The sequence below is a fragment of the Arthrobacter sp. 210 2 genome, from assembly GCF_059093025.1.
The window spans coordinates 511,085-528,906 of record NZ_JBNHIE010000001.1 but is presented as its reverse complement, the minus strand read 5'-3'; the positions used below and the strand labels follow the sequence as shown (position 1 = coordinate 528,906).

The following is a 17,822-nucleotide window of genomic DNA, read 5'->3' as shown; positions in this document are numbered from 1 at the left end:
CTGGGAAATCGCCTACGCAGGCTTCTTCTCGGTGCCAGGGTTGTAGGCGGCGTAGTTCCGGACTTCCGATCCGGACGAAGTTGCACCGATTGCGGTCACGCGGACGGAACCCTGCGGCGCCTGCTTCTGCTCCGTTTCGAACACGTGAGTAACGGCCGACCCGGGCGCAATATCCTCCAGGTTCTTTGACCCGAAGCGGCTGTCCAACGTCACCATTTTTGACTCGTTGGAGGAGTTCGAGACCTGGACTTCCAGGACCACCTTCCCTGCAACGAACTTCGGGGTCACAACTGCGCTAACACCCTCCGGTAGGACCTCAGGAACAACTTCTTGCGGGTCAAGAGCAACGGGCGGCTGGCCAGGAACCGTTGCCACGGCTGTCACTGTCCCGTTCCCACCGGTGGGAACCGGAATAATTGATTCCGCGTACCCCTTAGCGTCGCTCAGGACTTTGTCGGTCTGCGCCCCTCCCGTGAAGGATGCTGGACCTTCAATGCGGAACTCAACTTCTGCCCGGGCAACCGGTTTGCCAGCACTGTCCAGCAGCCTGACCCGATATGGCTTGAGCATGTTCTCGGGGGCGCCGACGGTCTCCGGGATGATCTGCGACACGGCCGCGGCCCACCCAGCACGTACTTCGAGCGTGAGGAATCTCTGTCCCTGCCATGCGTGGCCCATCACTGACACCTGGAACTTCCAAAAGCCCGGCGGCACACGCCCACTAACCGCTCCTTCGGGGGTAACCGTCAGCTCAACACCCGACGGCAAAGGCCCGCCAGCGAGTTCCCAGAACGCCGTGGCGCCCTCGAGTGTCTTAGTGGTGAGTTGAGACCGAAACTGAACATTTCCTGCCGCTTCAATCCTGTGCGGGTCAGACTCTGGAATTGCGACACTCATGAGCCGGTCGCGCATCAGTTTCGCAAATTCAAGAAGTTCCTTGCCTCGCCTTGAGTCATAAGTCTCATGCACGCGCTTGCCGTCGATGACCTTACTGCCGTCGCGTTCAAGGGCCGCTCCTCCAACAGTTGTAACAGAGTCGCAGACCAAGTCGTTGTGATCACACAGAGAATACGTGTGATCAGCAAGGTGGATGGGCACTTCCGGCTGCCAAACAGGCCGTGCTATCCCGTATTTGAACTGGGCCGTACCCCACGTGTGCCCTCCGATGACTGGGCTGTTGGCCGCGTTCGCGAGGAGGAAGACCCCAGCAACTTTGTCTGCTGGCACTAGTTCAGTTGGTAATTCGGAGATAGCGCGTGAAACAACGATGCCGCCCTGGGAGTACCCGGCCAAAACGTACTTTTCATCGAGGCAGTTCTTTTCGGCTCGTTTGGACAGGAAGCGCTTAAGTTCGACGACGCCTGACGCGATGCTGCTGATGTAGTCTGGGGCATCGACAGTCAAGTCGCCGCCTACAAGCGGGACCGCCGCCGCAGGGTAGTCAATACGGACCGCGCCGAAGGCTCTGTCATCTTCCTCCTCCTCCAACTTCGCGAGTTCTTTTGCTACCTCCTTATTTGCCGCCCCCAACAGTTCTTCTCCGGATCCGGCTGCGCCAATAAAGAGAACCTCTTTACACTCCAGGTCAACCGAGCTGTCATGGATTTCTAATTCGTCATCCGTCTCCGGTGCGGGCGGCGGCGGAGGAGTCACTGGCATCTCGAGGAGCTTGTGCATTGGCATCATGTCGCCACCCGGTGACTTAGTAACCACTGCGTAGTACTTTCCGAGCTGGCTGCTGCCGGCAGCCAACTGGCGCACCAGGGCGCGTTTCGGAATGTGCCCCTCAGTGACGAGCTTCCACTCCCCTGAATCCAAGTTGTTCCGGGAGTAAAGGAAAAATTCGGCGCCCTCGATGCTGCGATCCCAGCCGATCGCCAGCTCCCTGTCGAACCAGAGACCTCCCCACAAGCCGTCCACGTTCGAACTTGGAGTACGCGCAGAGTGAGTCGCCACGGGTGCATAGTCCACATCTACGGTTCCGCCGGTCGAGACAATGAAGCTCTGGCGGAGGTCGTCATCGTCGACCCCGATCTCGCCCGAGCCGCGTGAGTAGACAATGAAGTCCTTTTCCAGCACCTCGCCAGGGAGGAGCGCAGCGGCTGACATCTTGTAGTCAACGTCGGGTGCCAACAGGTAGTTCGTGCCTGCGAAAACCTCGAACGTCGGGTTGTACACCGGTATGCCGGAGTCCTTCGGCGTTTGGTTGCGCAGTTTCACGGTGACCCGGAACGGGTGAAGTTCTTCGGCCGAAGGATCGGCAATCACTTCCATTTCCAGCGCCGAGCCGCCCCAAACCTTCAGGGGCTTTTCCGTGCTGGCCTCAAGGCGGACCGGAGCCCCCACAGGTTCCAGGACACCTGTGTACGTGGCGGCGATGTTGTATTCGCCCTCTGTGTCGCCCCTCAGGGTCCAGTAGATGGTGGTGCTTCCGCCGCCCGGGATGTCCGCTGCCGGCACGAGCGCCGTCTGCAGGGCCGCCGTGGGGGCCAGGCTCACCCCTGCGGGAAGGACAATCTCCGCCTGCCCCTTGGTGAAGGTAAAGGCCACATCCGAAAGGTTCTGGACAACGAGTCGGGCCTCAAAGAACTCTTTGAGGTAGCTCCCCCGCGTTGGAACAATAAGCCACTGCACAATGCGCTGGCCGCCAACGGTGGTGGTACTCGGTGCGAAGTCGTAGTTTCCGATGGTGAGGCTGGTATTGGTGTTTCCAACCCAGTGGACCGGCGCGAAGGGGTCCGTTCGGACACCGATGGTGTTATCGAGGTTCCAGATCACCTGCAGCGGCGGAACCTCAGCGACCTCTTCACCATTGACAGCGAGATGGATCTCTGATTCGAACACCTGCTGGTTTTCAGGCGCCGCCGGGTCGATCCCGAGGTCGGTAATTTCACCGATGGTCAGCGTCCGCGTGTCGAGGACGGCGGTACCGACATCCCCGGAGGTCAGTACGGCCTCCGCACTGCCTGTTCCCGCGCTCACCACTCCCTGCACCACCAGGGGCAGGTGTCCACCGGCTGACACAAAGACGCTGTGCCCGCCGTCGGGCAGTCCTCGAAGGACGGCAACTCCGTCGGCTCCGGAAGTGGCGGTGACCCGCCGGCCGTCGGAAAGGTTGGTGGTCACGACGGCACCGGACAGGAGACCGGTCCCTGACTTCACCGTGACCGCCAGCCCCGGCAGGACACTCGCCTGTTCCACCCTGACAGTGGTCGAGGACGTCGACGTCTCACTGCCGTTGCGGACAGTCAGCGAGACAGCGTACTCGCCGGCCGCCGAGTAAACGTGCTGGGCGCGCAATCCGCTGCCCGTGGTTCCGTCACCGAAATCCCACCTGGCTTCCTGAATCAGGGCCAGAGGCTTGGATCCGCCGGCGTCGAACAGCACTGCCTGACCGGTTTCGGCCTGTTGAGGCTCCCCCGCGTCCGCCAGCAGAGGCTCCGGCAGCACCACGTTGATCCGGGCCGTTGTGGATGTTGACCCGGCGGCATCCCGTACCGTCGCATGCACCAGGTACGAGCCGGCTTGGGTGTACGCGTGAGTGATTGTTTGGCTGCTCGGATACCGGCCCTCAACGCCTGCGCCGTCACCGAAATCGATGGCGTAGGACAGTGCGTCACCGTCCGCGTCGGTGGCGGTGAGCGTGTACGTCACCGACGTACCGAGCTCGACGGCGGCGGCTGACGTGGCCAGCTCAAGCTGCGGTGCCGTGTTGGGATCCTTGATGGTGAGCTCGTAGGCGAAGGGAGCAACACCGTCCGCTGAGGCAACAATCGACAGCGTGCCGGCCGTTGCCCCCGCAGTTACCAAGGGCGGGTAGATCCAGCCGTCCGCGTTCGTCTTCCCCGTGTAGATTGCAGCACCATCGGCGAAGCTTGACCCGCTGGAGCCGGTGACAGTGAAGGTGACCGTGACCTGCTCGGCGGGGTTGTCCTCGGCGTCCAGGGCACGGATGCCCAGCGGTACCGGGAAAACGCCTCCTGCCGTTACTGATTGTCCATTGCCCGTGGCTTCGGACAGAACCGCGGGCGTGGCCAGCGGCTCTGCGGTCAACGTAAAGGCCTGCGGTTCCAGGGTTCCCGAGACTGCAGTGACGGTGGCTTGGCCTGTTTCGGGTCCAGCGGTGATCGGGCCGGAGCTGGCCCGCCCTTGGCTGTCGGTGATGGCGTAGGTCCTGAAGGTCCCCGCGAAGTTCGCCCGGCTGGGCGCCTCGGCAGTAAAACGAACGCGTTGGTTCGGTACCGGATTCCCGGCGTCGTCCTTAACAACTACCTGCACCGGGTCAAAAGTCTTGCCGACCTTTACAACCTGGCCATCCCCGGCCAGTTTCTCCAGGATCCGCGCGGAACTGAGCACGCCAAGGTCAAAGACCGCCGGCACTATCCCGTCAGCGGTTGCCGTCACCGTGAAGCTTCCGCCTTGGCTGCCCGAGAAGAGTGCTGGTGCAACCACCCATCCTGCGGCATCCGAGGTCACGACCGTTGAAGAGGCGCGGGTCCCGTTGTCGAGGACGAAGTAGGCGTCCGTGGTCCCCTCGATGGCCCACGTGACGGGGACGTTGGGAATGCCGACGGCGGCGCCGGAGTTGGCGACCCTGGCTGACAGCCGTGCGGGGAAGCCACTGTTGGGTTGGGTGCTCTGGCCTCCCCCGCCGGCGCTGTCCAGCACGTTCGCCGCGGGGTATGCCAGCGCTTCCAGGCTGAAAGCGGTGTAGGTCTGGCCTCCGTGTTCCACCGTCACGTTGAAAGGTCCGGTGGTGTTACCCAGATAGACGCCGGATTGGTAGGAGTATCCGGGCACCGCTTCGCCGTTGGCGTCGGTTGTTGCCGCCGCGGCGGTGGACCAGCCGTAGGCGAAGCGGTGCTCCAGCTCCGGCGGCAGTTTGAAGGTGATCGCTTGGTTTGGAACGGCATACCCGTCTGAGTCCCTGGCCACCACGCGCAGCCCGGACGTGTAGTTGTTCGGGTAGAGCTTTTGGCCATCGCCGGTTACGGCGGCCACGGAAGCGATGGGACCGACGACGCGCAGGCCGTCCCAGCGCAGCTCATTCGATTCGCCGCTCCTGGCCGTGACAGAGAATGTTCCCCTAACCTCACCGGCAGCAATGGTCGGAGTCGGAAGGCTGCCCCACCGGTCTCCTGTGAGGACTACCTGATGTTCCAGGCTGACAGTTCCTGTTGCCGGGTCGGTGACCTTGAAACGGGCGTCGGTATCTCCCTCGATGGCATAGGTGACCTGGGCGTAACCCGCAGCATTGCCGCTGCTGTCACGTGCGTACGCGTAGGGGAAGCCGTAGAGGTCGTCGCCGGTCTTGATGTGCGGACTGGACAGGTCATATGCGTGCAGGGCAGCAGCCGCGGGGAACGGCTTCACCGTAAACGTGAAGGGCTCGCCCTGGATTCCGGCCGCGGTGACGTCCACAATGACTTCCCCCGGAGCATCAGGGCCGGCGTCGGCGCACAAGGCCACGGACGAGTACGCGTTCCCGAACGCGTCGCTTCTTACGGTCATAGTCTTGTTGCCGCTTGTCTGGCCGCCGCAGTACCCCCACCAGTACCCGGAGAACGAAGCGCCGCCTTCCCGGACGGTGAAGGTGACTTCCTCATTGCTCACGGGGTTTCCGGCTTCGTCCTGGACACGGACGCTGAGGTAGCCAAAGCTGTCCTCGGGAAGTACCTGAAGGCCATTCTGGGACGTCTTGGTGATGCCGCTGGCCCCACCGCTGACTGAAAGGTTCACCTGTACGTCGGGAACGCCAGATGCTGATGCCCGTAGGCTGAGGCTTCCGGGGGTGTCACCGGCCACGATGGTGGGCGCCTGCGCGTAACCGTAGCGGGAAGCCGTGACAGTCACCGGCCCGTCCACGCGCTGGCCCTGTCCGTCCAGGAAGTAGCTGCCCGTGCTGCCGCCAAGTTCAAAGGTCACGTCGGTGTAGCCTGCGTAGGGCCACGTCTGGCTGTCCGCCAGAATGTCTACCGGCCCAAACGTTTCACCCGGCTTCGCCGAGAAGCCTTCGCCGCCAACCACCAACAGTTGCTTGACGGCCGGATAGGTGACAACGGTGTATGAGGCGTCCGCCCGCTGCCCGCCGGCGAGGGTGGCGCTGAGGGCGGCCGGGCCATAGGCGGACTTCCCGGCACCCGTGTAAAGTGCATCCCCCGCGTAGGCGATGCCATTGGAGTCGGTGATGCCGCTACGGCTCTTCCCGCTTCCGTCGGTGCTGTGGCCAATGCTGACCGCTCCGCTCTCCACGGTGAAGGTGACCGTCTGGTTGCCCACGGGCCGTCCGTCGCTGTCGGTGACAACTGCGTAGGGCCATCCCAGGCTGGAATCGGGGTACGCCGTGGTGCCCGTTTCCGGATAGAGGCGTACGGATGCAGGCTGCCCCACAACGTCCAGGTCGAAAGCCAGCTGGCCGGCGAAGTCAGGGGTGGTTGCCTTGACGGTAAAGCTGCCCAGGGAATTCCCGCTCCAGAGCTGAGGTGTACTGGCCCGGCCGTAGCGGTCTGCCTCAACGGTCAGCGCCGTCGTCCGGCTACCGTCGGCGAGCGCGAAGTAGGCGCCGCCCCCGTTGATGATCTCGAACGTCACCGGAGCGTAGCCGGCCGAACGGCCCTGCTCGTCCCGGGCGTAGACGCCGAGCGGCGTGGCGAACGCGTCCCCGGCCGCCGTCGTCTGGCCGCTGCCGTACTCCTGCGTCAGGTTCCAAGCCCTTGGCTGCGGGGTGACTTTGAGGTGGAAATCGGTGCTCTTGCCACCGCTTGAGGTACCGACGGTCAGCGACGTACCTGAAGCAGCATGGCCGCCGTTCGCACGGAGCGTGTACCGGGGCACCGTGACGGTGCCATCCCATTGGCTGGAGGTGTCAAAGGTCTTTTTGGCTTCACCTGTGTTCATGAAGCTGGCTTCGCCGGTGATCTGGAAAGTGGTTTTTCTGTAGGCCAAAGCCTGGCCGTCGCGGTCGCGAAGAACTGCTTGGAGGGGCTGGTAGAACTCCTCCCCGGCCACTTCCTGGTTGTCACCTGAAAGAATTTCAATGCTCTCGACCGGAGCTAACGGTATGGAGAACGGGACGGCCTCCGCACCGCCGAGCCTCGCTTCAACTTCCGCTGCCACGGCGTAGCCATCTGGGCTGAGCCCGGATCGGAGCACCTGGTAATAGTTTCCCCCCTCGCTTGTGGAAGCGATGCCTTCCTCATTGGCCGCGATGGTCGCTGTCGGATACGAGTATCCGAAGTTGGCCGTTCCGTCCTTGGCGACGAACTCAATCTGGGTACCGGGAACCGGATGGCCGTCACCATCGACGGCTCGAACGGAAAGGGGCTTTATTAGCTCGTAGGGGCTGTGAAGTTCCTGGTCGCGGCCTCCCACGTATTCGAGCCTTTCGGCAACAGTTGAATGGATCTGGTCGAAAGTGAAGGATGCAGACGAGCCAGTCACGGTTGCATCAACCGTGATGTTGCCCGTGTAATTTGAACCCGCAACGAGTCCGCTCATTGCCTCGCTGTAACGGCTGCTGGCGGATGCGACGCCTTCCGCGTTGGTGGGCATCTCAAGGACGGTGGTGCTGGTCCGGTCAAAAAAAGCGTCGCCCGCGGTGACTTGGAACTTGACGACGGCGTCCGCCACCGGAGAACCCGTTTCATCAGCCAGCCGCACGGACAGTAATTTGGGGCTGTAATTGCCCGGCCGCATGCGCTGGTCAGTTTCACTCTGGTTTTGCGGATCCATGGTCCACGCAGGCAGGGATTCGCTCGGGGCTGTCAGTTCCGGCGCTGAGGGGCCTGAGGGTTCGCTTGTAGACGCCGAGGGCGAGGGAAGGGGTTCCACGGCACCTGCCGGGATCATCGAGGCCGGCAGCAGGACCATGTATCCCGCCAGGAGTGATGAGGTGATCCCTACGGAGATGACGCGCCTCAGGCGCGCTATCCCGGACACGTTCGAAGCAGGACCTTGTTTCATATTGTTCCCCCAAATGCGGCAAAAGCGCTATCGAATGGAAGATATCAGAAACAGAAAAAGTTACGTTGTCCGGTGAAATATGTCGGATTTCCCAAATAGAGTCCCTTGGGAGCATGTGACAAAATCTGTCACCAAAATCTGCTTGCTATTTTATTCGAGGCGCCAGTGCGTGACGAAGTATTCATACGGTAATTAGTTTTTGTCAGTCGTTTGATGGCTCTGGAGAATCCAGCGGCCCCCCCAATATGACCGCTGGTTTCCCGAACTACTGGAGAAGCAACTGCCTGCTCTTTGCCTTCGCCCAGTAGTTCTGCTCGACTCTAAAGCCGGTAAGGACACACAGCACCAGCAACAGCGAGTTAATCCCGGCAATGTCCCCGGAAGTGGGGACACCGCGTAACCCCGGGGAGACGGCGGAAACTCACCGCGTCACAGTTGGAACATTTTGAATGGAACCCCAAAATGATCTTCTTTGGGGCTGCCGGAAATGCAGGGGGTAAGGGTGGAAACAGTACGAGCGGGGATCATCGACGACCATGAAGCCGTCCGTCTCGGGTTTGCGGCCTCGGCGGCCCGTGAAGCGGATAGCAAAACGCCCTATGTACGGGTTATTGGTGGCGCCCCCACCGTTGATGCCTTTCTTGGTGCAGGACGGGACATTTGTGATGTTGTGGCCCTCGATTTGTCCCTTGCGGACGGCTCCCAGCCTGGCGACAACGTTTCGAGACTGACGGCCTCCGGTTACAAAATCCTCGTCTTCACCCTTGGAGACAATGCGGGGCAGATTCAGGACGCCATCGCCAACGGAGCTATGGGAGTTTCCCTGAAGTCCGAACCAATTTCCGAGACGTTCGCCAAGCTCCGCCGCATTGCCCTTGGCGAAACGATCGACAGCCAGGAGTTGGCTGCGGCCATTGAGGTGGACACAGACTTCGTCGAAGCAAACCTGTCGGACCGTGAGCGTGAATGCATCGCTTTGTATGCCGCAGGCCTGGGCCAGTACCAGGTGGCACGGCGCATGGGCGTTGCCGAGAGCACCGTGAAGAAAAACATCGACCGGATCCGAGAAAAATACGAGGCCGCCGGCCGCCCCGCTACCACGAAGATCGACCTTTACCGGCGTGCCGTCGAGGACGGCATCCTCCCCCCTCTGCTTCCCCTGCGGAAGCGCTGAGTGTCATGACCGCAGCCTCCCCAACGGGTATTTCGGCGAGGGACACCCACCGGTTGATGGCCCGTGGCATCGCAGCGTTCGCACTTCTGCTGCTGCTTCAGGCTGCAGGTTCCGTGACGAGCCAAACCCCGTACGCTGCCACGTGGTGGAATGCTGTGTTCCTTTGGCTGTTCCTTGCACTGGTGGTGGTTTTCACTGTGGCCTCGGTTCGGGGCCACGGGCTGTCCCTTCTAGCGGGCACCCTCGCAGTGCTGGTCATCGCTGGCCTCGCGTTGTGGCCCTTCGCCGTGCCAACGTCTGTGCCGGAAAACTTCAGTACGCCCTGGCTCTGGTCGATGATCAACGTCGGCGCGGCGTGGTCTGCCTACAGCTTCGGGGCCCGCAAAGGGTGCCTTTACACGGTGATCATTGGCGGCGTGTTCGGCGTAGTAAGGACAACGCCCCAGGGCGGATCCGGTGGGTGGCTGATTGCGGTCCAGGACGCTACGTTCGCAACCGTCTTGGGGCTCATCATCTGCGTCACGATCGGAATACTCAGGCGGGCAGCGGAGCGAGCGGATACAGCCGCGGACCAGGCTATCGAGCAATACGCGGGAGCCGCCTCGGCCACTGCCCTGAGCAACGAGCGGCTGCGCCTTGACGGGCTGCTGCATGACAGTGTGATGACGGCCCTCCTGACGGCCGCCCACGCCGGCTCCCCCGAGGAACGACTGGCCAGCGCCAAACTGGCGCAAAGCGCGCTGGATCGGCTGGACCGGCAAGCGACAGAAGCTCCGGAATCAGCCCCTGCCGCGGTTGCCGAGGTTGCTGCCCGCATCCGTTTTACGGTTGGGTCGGGTACGTCGGGACCACTTGTGAACGTCACCTGTGAGTCTGCGGAGCACCTGCTGCTGCCCGCCGACGTCGTCAGGGCTGTCTTCGAGGCAACAACGGAAGCAGTTCAGAACGCAGTGCGGCATTCCGGTGCCGTCCGATGCGACGTCAGCATCACCGGGCAACGCACGGATGGGCGGGCGAAACTGCGGGTGGCCATCAAAGACAATGGTTCCGGTTTCGACCCGGGCTCGGTCTCAGACCGCCGACTCGGGATAAAGGTATCAATTGTCGGGCGCATGGAAGCCGCCGGCGGCTCAGCGAAAATCATTACCGCTCCCCGCGCCGGTACCGAAGTGCGCATCGCCTGGGAAGGAGTGGAACCATGATCCGCGCCATCTCCACCAAAGTAATGGCCGCCCTATGTGCAGCGTTCGTCGCCGTACACATAGCGCTGGGACTGCTTTCCTTAGACATAGTGTCCTCGGCGTGGCCCGTGCTGTTGGCCATGGCCGTCTATCTCACCGCCGTCGCCGTCGTGCTCAGGCCCTCTTCGGGGCGGCTGCCCCTGCGTTCAACCGTCTTCGTGCTCATCGCGGTCACGGCGCTCACCCTTTTGGTCACCAGCGTGCTGCCCACGGACAGGTGGCCCGGGTACGCATCATGGCACCTCGCCGCGACGTACACCCTGTTGGTGGCTGTCAATGTTCGTGGGCAAGTACTGCTGTCATGGATCGGCGTGCTGCTCTCCGTCATCCTGAACACCTTCTGGGCATCGCAAACCACGATGGGACCCGTAGGCGGCCTGATGCTGAACATCGCCACTGTCGGGTGGGTAACCGTCAGCACCGGCATCGGGCATCTCCTGCGAACCAATGACAGCAAGGTAGGCCAGTACCGCGCCGACGCCGAGGCTGCCGCTGACTGGTTCGCGGCCGAACAGGCACTGCACGTGGCCCGGACACATTGGCTGGAGCATGTACGGCAGGTCGCCGGTCCAGCCCTTGGCCAAATTGCCAATCCGCACCACGCCATCACGGAAAGGGACCGGCTGGAGTTCCAACTCGCGGAAGCCCAGTTCCGTGATGAAATTCGCGGGCGCGTCCTGGCCACGGCAGAAGTGGTTGAAGCCGCCCGGAGCGCGCGCCAACGCGGAGTCACAGTTCAGCTCCTGGATGACCGGCGTCAGAACCTCACGCCACGAATGCTTGCCGCTGTCACTGAACACGTCGTCAGCATCCTTAACCAAGCTCGCACCGGCACTGTAACCGCCCGCGCCAGACCACAAGGCGGAGACCTGGCCGTCACCATTTATGCCGCCCCCGAAAACTCGGACGAGGTCACCTTCGTAGAGTTCACAGACCGGTCCTCCGAGCGCTAAACCGTTCTGGACTAAAAGCACCACAGAGCCGTACAGGCGGTGTCGGTCCCCCGTGGCTCCAACCCGGTGAAAGGTGTCCCCTCTTCCGGGGACATGTGCTGCCAAGACCGGGTCGAGGCAGACCAAAAACGGCATCTGCTCACTAGGTTTAGGACGACCGCGAACCAGAACCGGACATAGGGGGCATGATGGGCAAAGTTCCAGAAATCAAGATTAAAGAGGCTGTTCAAGGTCTGATCGTTGTGGCAGGGCTCGCGACGAGCGTTGCACAGGCAAACATCAGCCAGGCAGCATCAACGCTCGCGAAAGAATACGGGGTCTCATCCAGCCGCGAGATCGAAGCGGAAATCGCCCGACATCTCCGTAACAAGGGATAGTTCCCCTCGTGAAGAGCGAACTCAGTTCGTTTCCCGCGGGACTAACTCCGGCCGACATCGATTACATCTTGCAAAGCGACGCAGATGTGGTCTCGCTGGAGCGAATCGACGGCGCGAAAGCGATGTGGAAGATGTCCGTCTCCGTTGACGGAGCAGTGCCGGTCGAAATGATCGCCGACAACGGCATCAATGAGATCTACTTCCAGGTGCTGATAGGCATCGATTCAGACCACATTTTCGAAGCGCTCACAGCGATAGCACCGTACGCCGTCGTAGGCCTCTCCTTTGTAGGCGAAGGCCTGTTCATGCGGAGTGCCTTCTGGGTGGAGTTCTCGAATATGCACGCCCTGACAAACACATATCGTGCAGCAGCGTTGGCGCACGGCGCATATGCGCTGGCAGTCGCCAACAAGCTTGAGCGAAGCCCTTCGTAGAAAGGAAGGAGGAAAACAATGTGCAACTGCAACTGTGCTTGGTGCCTTGAGGCCAAAAAGAACAACTACTCGAACCACCGTTGTTCGCAACTCCCCAAGTGTCCAAAAACTAAGTGACGTCCAGCAAGCTGCCGGGCTGGCTGAGGTAATCGCGGTCCAGCCTCCCGGCAACTTGCGTCTCACAGCTGGAAGGGACTGCACGCTCGCCGAGGACCTTCCCATAACCCGACTTTCAAATCAATAGCTACTACATGGGGGAAGCCCGAGTGGATCTCTTTTCGGTTTTTTGTTTTCTGGTCATTGCCGCTGTCGTGGCCGCCAAGGTAATTCCCATAATCAAGCGGCGGAACGCTGAAGCCGAGGCGCGACGCAAGCAGGAGGAATATGCAAACTCGATTCCTACTGCTTCTTTCTCCGTCGTCCACGACCCGAAGGAGATGTTGGGCGTAATTCTCCAGAACTTGGAGGTAGAAGACCTGCGCGAAAACGCTCCCCTGCTGGAAACGATCTACTTCAGTGCGGTGACCAATGATTCATTGGTTATCACGGCGGGAAACCGGACCATCACCCACTGGAACATGACCATAACAGCCAAGCCGTCGACGTCCGGAGGGACGGAGGGGTTTATCACTTTGGACCGTGCACGGAATAGGGTTCTTCGCTGGCAGGGCAACATCAATGACACATTTCTCAAGGTGCAAACAGTTGTCGCCGCCTCTGACGTGAACGGGACGTATGAAGGCGAGATGGGCGCTCCCCTGGCCTCAAAGTAGCTGCGGGTACCGCAGAAGCGGGCGGACCATTCGTCCCAGCCTTGGGATTCTTTTCGCCGTTGCGCCCGTTGCCTGGGTCCTCCTGACGCTGAAGATCAACCCCTACCTGACTGTGGCCCATCCCTGCCTGTTCCGCCAAGTCAGTGGGTACGCCTGCCCAGGCTGCGGTTTCACAAGGGCGACGTACAGCTTTGCAACAGGCGACTGGGGCGGGATCGCCAGCATGAACGCGGGTTTTCCTCTCTTTGGATGCCTCTGGCTGTGGTGCGCTCTCATGCTGCTGAGCAGGCAGCCGTTGCTGTCCCACCGTCTTGACCAAGCAGTAACCGATGTTCTTATCGCAGCAATATTGGCATTCGGCGTTATTCGAAACCTCGCTGTATGGCCTTGGCCCCTACCCGTCTAAGCCACCCTGACGGTCCGGTAACGCCCCAATAACGCCGCCACCTCTACCGTAGCAATCGCCCATGTATTGCATTCATCAAGGCAATTCTTCGGAAGAAAGAGGCGGGATATGCCCAGTCCTTTTGTAGGTGACATCTTCACGTTCAGGAACCCCGATGACTCTGAGGTGACACTGCGTGGATGGGGAAACCAGTTCGAGGCCGTCTTCGAAACCCTTGACGGCTACACCGTTGTCCAAGCGGAGGATGGCTACTACGAGTATGCGAAGCTGACGGACGACGGCACAGCGTTGGTGGCCAGCGGGACCAGGGTTCCCGGCGGTGTTGCTCCCAGTGCTGAGGCCGAGGACCGGCAGGTGCCTTCGCTGCCCAAGCACCTGCGGGTGACGCGGCAGGCCTCGCGGGTTCACGCCGACGAAGCGCGGCGAGCGATGGGACCCGTTCCCCGCTGGATGCAGCGGCGGCAGGAGGACCAGAACCTCCGGAACGTGCGTCCGCCGGAGGGACTGGCACCGGATGGAGCGCCGGAGGGACCCAGCGGCGCACCCCCGCCCGGGAGCACCACCGGCGACTACCTCGGCTTGGTCCTGTTGATCGATTTTTCGGACTTCCCGCAGACCATCAGCCGCGGCGAAGTGGACGATTTCTGCAACAAGCCGGGCTACTCCGGATTCGGGAACAACGGTTCGGCATTCGACTACTTCAGGGACGTCTCGGACGGCAAGCTCAGGTACAAGAATGTGGTGGCGGCCTACTACCGCGCCAAACACCCACGGACCCATTACACGGATCCTGCCATCACCTACGGCACCCGCGCGCAGGAGCTGATCAAAGAAGCCCTGGACAAACTCAAGGCAGACGGATTCAACTTCTCCACCCTGACAGCAGACTCGGGCGGGTTCATCCAGGCGCTCAGCGTTTTTTACGCCGGCGCACGGTCCAACGCCTGGTCCCAGGGGCTGTGGCCGCACGCCTGGGCTTTGGCGACGTCCTACAGCGTGGGCGGCGGCCGCCGGTTCTCCGACTACCAGATCACCGACCTCGGCAGCCAGCTGACCCTCCGCACGTTCTGCCACGAAAACGGGCACATGGTCTGCGATTTCCCGGACCTATACGACTATGACTCCGTCAACGTCGGCAACGGCATTGGCCACTACTCCCTGATGTGCTTCGGCGGGCCGGACAAAAACCCCACCCAGGTTGAGGCCTACCTGAAACACGCCGCAGGATGGTCCTCACGCGTGACCACCCTGGCCGCCGGAACCACTGCCACTGTGGAGGCGGGCAAGAACGATTTCCTCATCCATGCCCGGAACGCTTCCGAGTACTTCATCCTGGAAAACCGCCAGCAGTCCGGCCGGGACGCCGCGCTGCCTGACGCCGGCCTGGCGATCTGGCATGTGGACGTCAACGGCAACAACAGCCACGAACAAATGACCGCGAGCCAGCATTACGAATGCTCGCTGGAACAGGCCGACAACCGGTTCGACCTCGAGCGCAGGGCCAACGCCGGCGACGTGGAGGACCTCTACGGCGGCGCGGGCGGTACCTTCGGCGCGGCCACCGCTCCCTCCAGCAACTGGTGGGACGGGACGGCATCAGGCCTGGAGATTGAGCAGGTTTCCGCCGTCGGGGCATCCATGACCGTCAAGACCAGGGCAACAGGAGCCCAGTGGTACTCCAACCTGGCCGTGGACAGCGTCTACGCCACCCACCACGCCCAAAACGGGTGGGTGAATCTGGCCGGCCACGGCTGGCGAAAAATCCAGACCGGAACGCCGGACGGCATCACCAACATGCTGGCACTGTTCGCACTTGCCAGGTGCCGGAATCTCACGGTCACCGTCAACGCTGACGCCGCAGCCGTCTTCCAGGCATACATCTGACCCCCTTACAAACAGCACGGAGGAAAAGCACCATGTGGACCACAGTCAACCAAGTCTTCACCACCCACCACTCGCAGAACGCGTGGGCCATCCTCGCCCTGGACGGGGCGTGGCACAAGGTCCTGCCCAACTCGACGGACGGCGTCACCAACGTCCACCTGCTGCTCGCCACGGCGAAGGCCAACGGCAAACAGGTATTCGTCGTCCTGGACGCGGCCAAGAACATCACCCAGGTCTACCTGTAGCCACGGGAGACAGTGATGCCGAACGAGTTCCCCATCAACATCACCATCAATTCCTCGGGCACGGAACAGACCGCCGGCACAGGGGCCGCCGGGAGTTCCGGGAGTTCCAGCGCGCCGTCACCGCTGGGGCCGGATGTGCTTGGCTCCCCCACCGACGCATCCCAAGGCACAGCCGCCGGAACGGCCGGCGACGCTCCGGAACCACTGCCGCTGGACCAGCTGGTGGCCCCGGCGGCGGGCGGGGACGCAGCCGGGCCGCCGCCGTCGCCTTCGGATTCGTTCGCGCCGGCTGGCGGAACAAGCGCACCCGAGCCGCTGCCGCCAGAGGAACTGCGGGACAAATAAGCGGAGTACGACGGCGGCGCGCGCCGCCGTCGTATGTCCTGCCTTAAGGCTTTGGCGTAGTCAGCCCTGCCTGGACGACATAGGAGAGGAACAGCAAGGTGCCAATCAGCTTGAGGGACAGCGGCGCTTCAGTAACCAGGGATCCGGCCGGGCATTGGCAGCTGCATATCGGCATTTATCTGCCCGGCATCACTTTTTGGGACGGCTACCGCGTGCAGGTGCGCGTGATCCACGAACAGGACCAGTTTGTCCGGGGCATCGAACCGAAGATTTTCCATTTGTCCTGGCACGACGGCTCCGAATTCAGCCTGTGGGATGCCACTATCGACCTGACCGCGCACAGTGACGGCCACTTTGGCCAGGAGGGCACATACCTGTACCGGTTCCAGCTGCTGCACCATAACCGCGTGGTGACGTACTGGTTTTCCGATCCTTTTGCCCGGGCGACGGGCAGGGGAAATTTGTCTGCTTTCACCGTGGACGGTGCCGCCGCTGCCTTCCCTTGGCAGGACGCCGGCTTTGTGGTGCCCGCTGTGGACGACTTGGTGGTCTACGAGCTGCACGTGGGCGAATTCAACGGCAACTTCGATGGGCTCGTCCTCCAGCTTGAGTACCTCAAAGGCCTGGGCGTCAACTCCATTGAACTGATGCCTGTGACCAACGTCAAGGAGGACGTTGAGTGGGGCTACACACCCCTGTCCTACTTTGCGCCCGATGAACGCTACGGCGGACCGGAAGGCATGAAGCGCCTGGTGGACTCATGCCACGCCAAAGGGGTGGCGGTCATCCTGGACGCCGTCTATTCCCACTCCCATCCCGAGTTTGCCTACAACCTGGTTTATGAAAGCTCCGGCCGGCCCAATCCAATGATGGGTCCGTTCGCAGGTGAGTTCTTCGCCCGGCCAGGTACAGACTTCACACGCGGATTCACCCGCGACTACTTCTTCACCGCCAGCAAGTACTGGCTGGACGAGTTTCACGTTGACGGTTTCCGCTACGACTACGTGCCGGGAATTTTCGATGGCCCAACCGGCAACGGGTACGCCGACCTCGTCTACCGAACCTACACTCATAGTCAGCAATCAGGCACCTACCCGCGGTTCCTGGCGGACAGCGGATACAGCCGGATCATTCAATGCGCAGAACACCTCCCGGACGCCCGCGGCGTTCTCCGCACCACGTACTCGAACACCGCCTGGCAGAACGGGCTGCTCGATGAAGCAAACCGGCAGGCGGGCAACCAGGTCCAGGTTTCGTTCGCGCACCAGCTTGACCCTGAATTGATTGGCTACCCCAGCCGGTACACGAACCCGGCAACCGGTGACGTGATTCCCGTGGCACCATTCCAATACCTCGAGTCGCATGACCACAGCCGTTTCATCAACCAATTTGGTACGCAGGGGCCGGCCGACCTGCTCGGCGAGCCCTTTGGAAACCGCGAACGCTTCTACAAGACTCAGCCCTACGTGATTGCCCTCTACACCGCCAAAGGCGTGCCCATGCTTTGGCAGGGACAGGAGTTCGCAGAAAACTGGAGCGTGCCGGGCCATGGCCTGGGCCGCGTGCTGTACAGCCGCCCGCTCCACTGGGAGTACTTCTACGATGCCCAAGGCAAGGCACTGATCCGGCTGTACCGGATCATGGGCCAACTGCGTTCCCGGCACCGGGCGCTGCGCAGCCGGGGCTCCTTTTTCTACTACGACGATCCGGTGCACCGGGAGAACGGGATCATCACCTTCCGGCGGGAGGCCGACACCGACGGCGGTGCTCCCGCTGAACGGATCGTCGTCGTCCTCAACTTTTCGGACCAGGACGTTGAGGCCAGGATCCAATGGCCCAAGGCGGGCCGCTGGGAGGAACAGATCGACAAGGCAAGCAACCCGCGGCCCGACCGGCAGGTCCCCAACGACGGCGACGTCCTCCCGGTCCGCGTCCCTTCGAATTACGGTGCCGTTTACCTGCACTCTTAGACGCGGCCACCGAAGTGGGCAAGCGAGACGCGGACCCCGTCGTACTCTTCTGTTGCGG

At 61.9% G+C, this 17,822-nt stretch carries 12 protein-coding genes; 11 read left to right on the top strand and 1 reads right to left on the bottom strand.

Annotated features, from left to right (window positions below; genetic code table 11):
- Positions 1-12: 12 nt before the first annotated feature.
- Positions 13-7,962: a PKD domain-containing protein gene (locus tag AC5RWA_RS02460; RefSeq protein ID WP_494056420.1), complete on the bottom strand. Its 7,950-nt coding sequence runs from the start codon at positions 7,960-7,962 to the stop codon at positions 13-15.
- A gap of 502 nt (positions 7,963-8,464) precedes the next feature.
- On the opposite strand from AC5RWA_RS02460, the gene AC5RWA_RS02455 reads away from it, so the two are divergent.
- The 11 genes from AC5RWA_RS02455 (at position 8,465) to AC5RWA_RS02405 (ending at position 17,764) form a co-directional block, all read left to right on the top strand.
- Entirely contained in the window at positions 8,465-9,136 is a 672-nt protein-coding gene (locus tag AC5RWA_RS02455; RefSeq protein ID WP_494056419.1) for a LuxR C-terminal-related transcriptional regulator, read from the top strand.
- A gap of 5 nt (positions 9,137-9,141) precedes the next feature.
- On the top strand, positions 9,142-10,338 hold the full coding sequence (locus tag AC5RWA_RS02450; RefSeq protein WP_494056418.1) for a sensor histidine kinase: 1,197 nt from the start codon (positions 9,142-9,144) through the stop codon (positions 10,336-10,338).
- Positions 10,335-11,330, top strand: a complete 996-nt coding sequence (locus AC5RWA_RS02445) for a DUF8320 family protein (protein WP_494056417.1) — start codon at positions 10,335-10,337, stop codon at positions 11,328-11,330. The genes AC5RWA_RS02450 and AC5RWA_RS02445 overlap by 4 nt, the downstream gene beginning before the upstream one ends.
- Before the next feature lie 185 nt (positions 11,331-11,515).
- Positions 11,516-11,707 carry a hypothetical protein gene (locus AC5RWA_RS02440; RefSeq protein WP_494056416.1) on the top strand — a complete coding sequence of 64 codons (192 nt, stop codon included), beginning with the start codon at positions 11,516-11,518 and terminating at the stop codon, positions 11,705-11,707.
- A gap of 68 nt (positions 11,708-11,775) precedes the next feature.
- Positions 11,776-12,141 carry a hypothetical protein gene (locus tag AC5RWA_RS02435; protein WP_494056415.1) on the top strand — a complete coding sequence of 122 codons (366 nt, stop codon included), beginning with the start codon at positions 11,776-11,778 and terminating at the stop codon, positions 12,139-12,141.
- Between the two features lie 266 nt (positions 12,142-12,407).
- Positions 12,408-12,914: a hypothetical protein gene (locus AC5RWA_RS02430; protein ID WP_494056414.1), complete on the top strand. Its 507-nt coding sequence runs from the start codon at positions 12,408-12,410 to the stop codon at positions 12,912-12,914.
- Positions 12,877-13,320: a DUF2752 domain-containing protein gene (locus tag AC5RWA_RS02425; RefSeq protein ID WP_494056413.1), complete on the top strand. Its 444-nt coding sequence runs from the start codon at positions 12,877-12,879 to the stop codon at positions 13,318-13,320. The genes AC5RWA_RS02430 and AC5RWA_RS02425 overlap by 38 nt, the downstream gene beginning before the upstream one ends.
- A gap of 108 nt (positions 13,321-13,428) precedes the next feature.
- Entirely contained in the window at positions 13,429-15,204 is a 1,776-nt protein-coding gene (locus tag AC5RWA_RS02420; RefSeq protein ID WP_494056412.1) for a M6 family metalloprotease domain-containing protein, read from the top strand.
- Positions 15,205-15,236: 32 nt separating this feature from the next.
- The gene (locus tag AC5RWA_RS02415) at positions 15,237-15,449 is read left to right on the top strand and encodes a hypothetical protein (protein WP_494056411.1); all 213 of its coding nucleotides are present in this window, start codon (positions 15,237-15,239) and stop codon (positions 15,447-15,449) included.
- Positions 15,450-15,464: 15 nt separating this feature from the next.
- A complete protein-coding gene (locus AC5RWA_RS02410; RefSeq protein WP_494056410.1) occupies positions 15,465-15,794 on the top strand; it encodes a hypothetical protein in 330 nt (109 codons plus the stop codon).
- 98 nt (positions 15,795-15,892) lie between these two features.
- Positions 15,893-17,764 (top strand): alpha-amylase family glycosyl hydrolase, encoded by a 1,872-nt coding sequence (locus AC5RWA_RS02405; RefSeq protein ID WP_494056409.1) that lies wholly within the window; start codon positions 15,893-15,895, stop codon positions 17,762-17,764.
- The last annotated feature ends 58 nt before the right edge of the window (positions 17,765-17,822 follow it).

What these genes read in the sequence shown, in the direction of transcription:
- AC5RWA_RS02460 (WP_494056420.1), bottom strand. Translation starts at nt 7,962, where the DNA reads ATGAAACAAGGTCCTGCTTCGAACGTGTCCGGGATAGCGCGCCTGAGG.
- AC5RWA_RS02450 (WP_494056418.1), top strand. Translation starts at nt 9,142, where the DNA reads ATGACCGCAGCCTCCCCAACGGGTATTTCGGCGAGGGACACCCACCGG.
- AC5RWA_RS02445 (WP_494056417.1), top strand. Translation starts at nt 10,335, where the DNA reads ATGATCCGCGCCATCTCCACCAAAGTAATGGCCGCCCTATGTGCAGCG.
- AC5RWA_RS02440 (WP_494056416.1), top strand. Translation starts at nt 11,516, where the DNA reads ATGATGGGCAAAGTTCCAGAAATCAAGATTAAAGAGGCTGTTCAAGGT.
- AC5RWA_RS02425 (WP_494056413.1), top strand. Translation starts at nt 12,877, where the DNA reads ATGAAGGCGAGATGGGCGCTCCCCTGGCCTCAAAGTAGCTGCGGGTAC.
- AC5RWA_RS02420 (WP_494056412.1), top strand. Translation starts at nt 13,429, where the DNA reads ATGCCCAGTCCTTTTGTAGGTGACATCTTCACGTTCAGGAACCCCGAT.
- AC5RWA_RS02415 (WP_494056411.1), top strand. Translation starts at nt 15,237, where the DNA reads ATGTGGACCACAGTCAACCAAGTCTTCACCACCCACCACTCGCAGAAC.
- AC5RWA_RS02410 (WP_494056410.1), top strand. Translation starts at nt 15,465, where the DNA reads ATGCCGAACGAGTTCCCCATCAACATCACCATCAATTCCTCGGGCACG.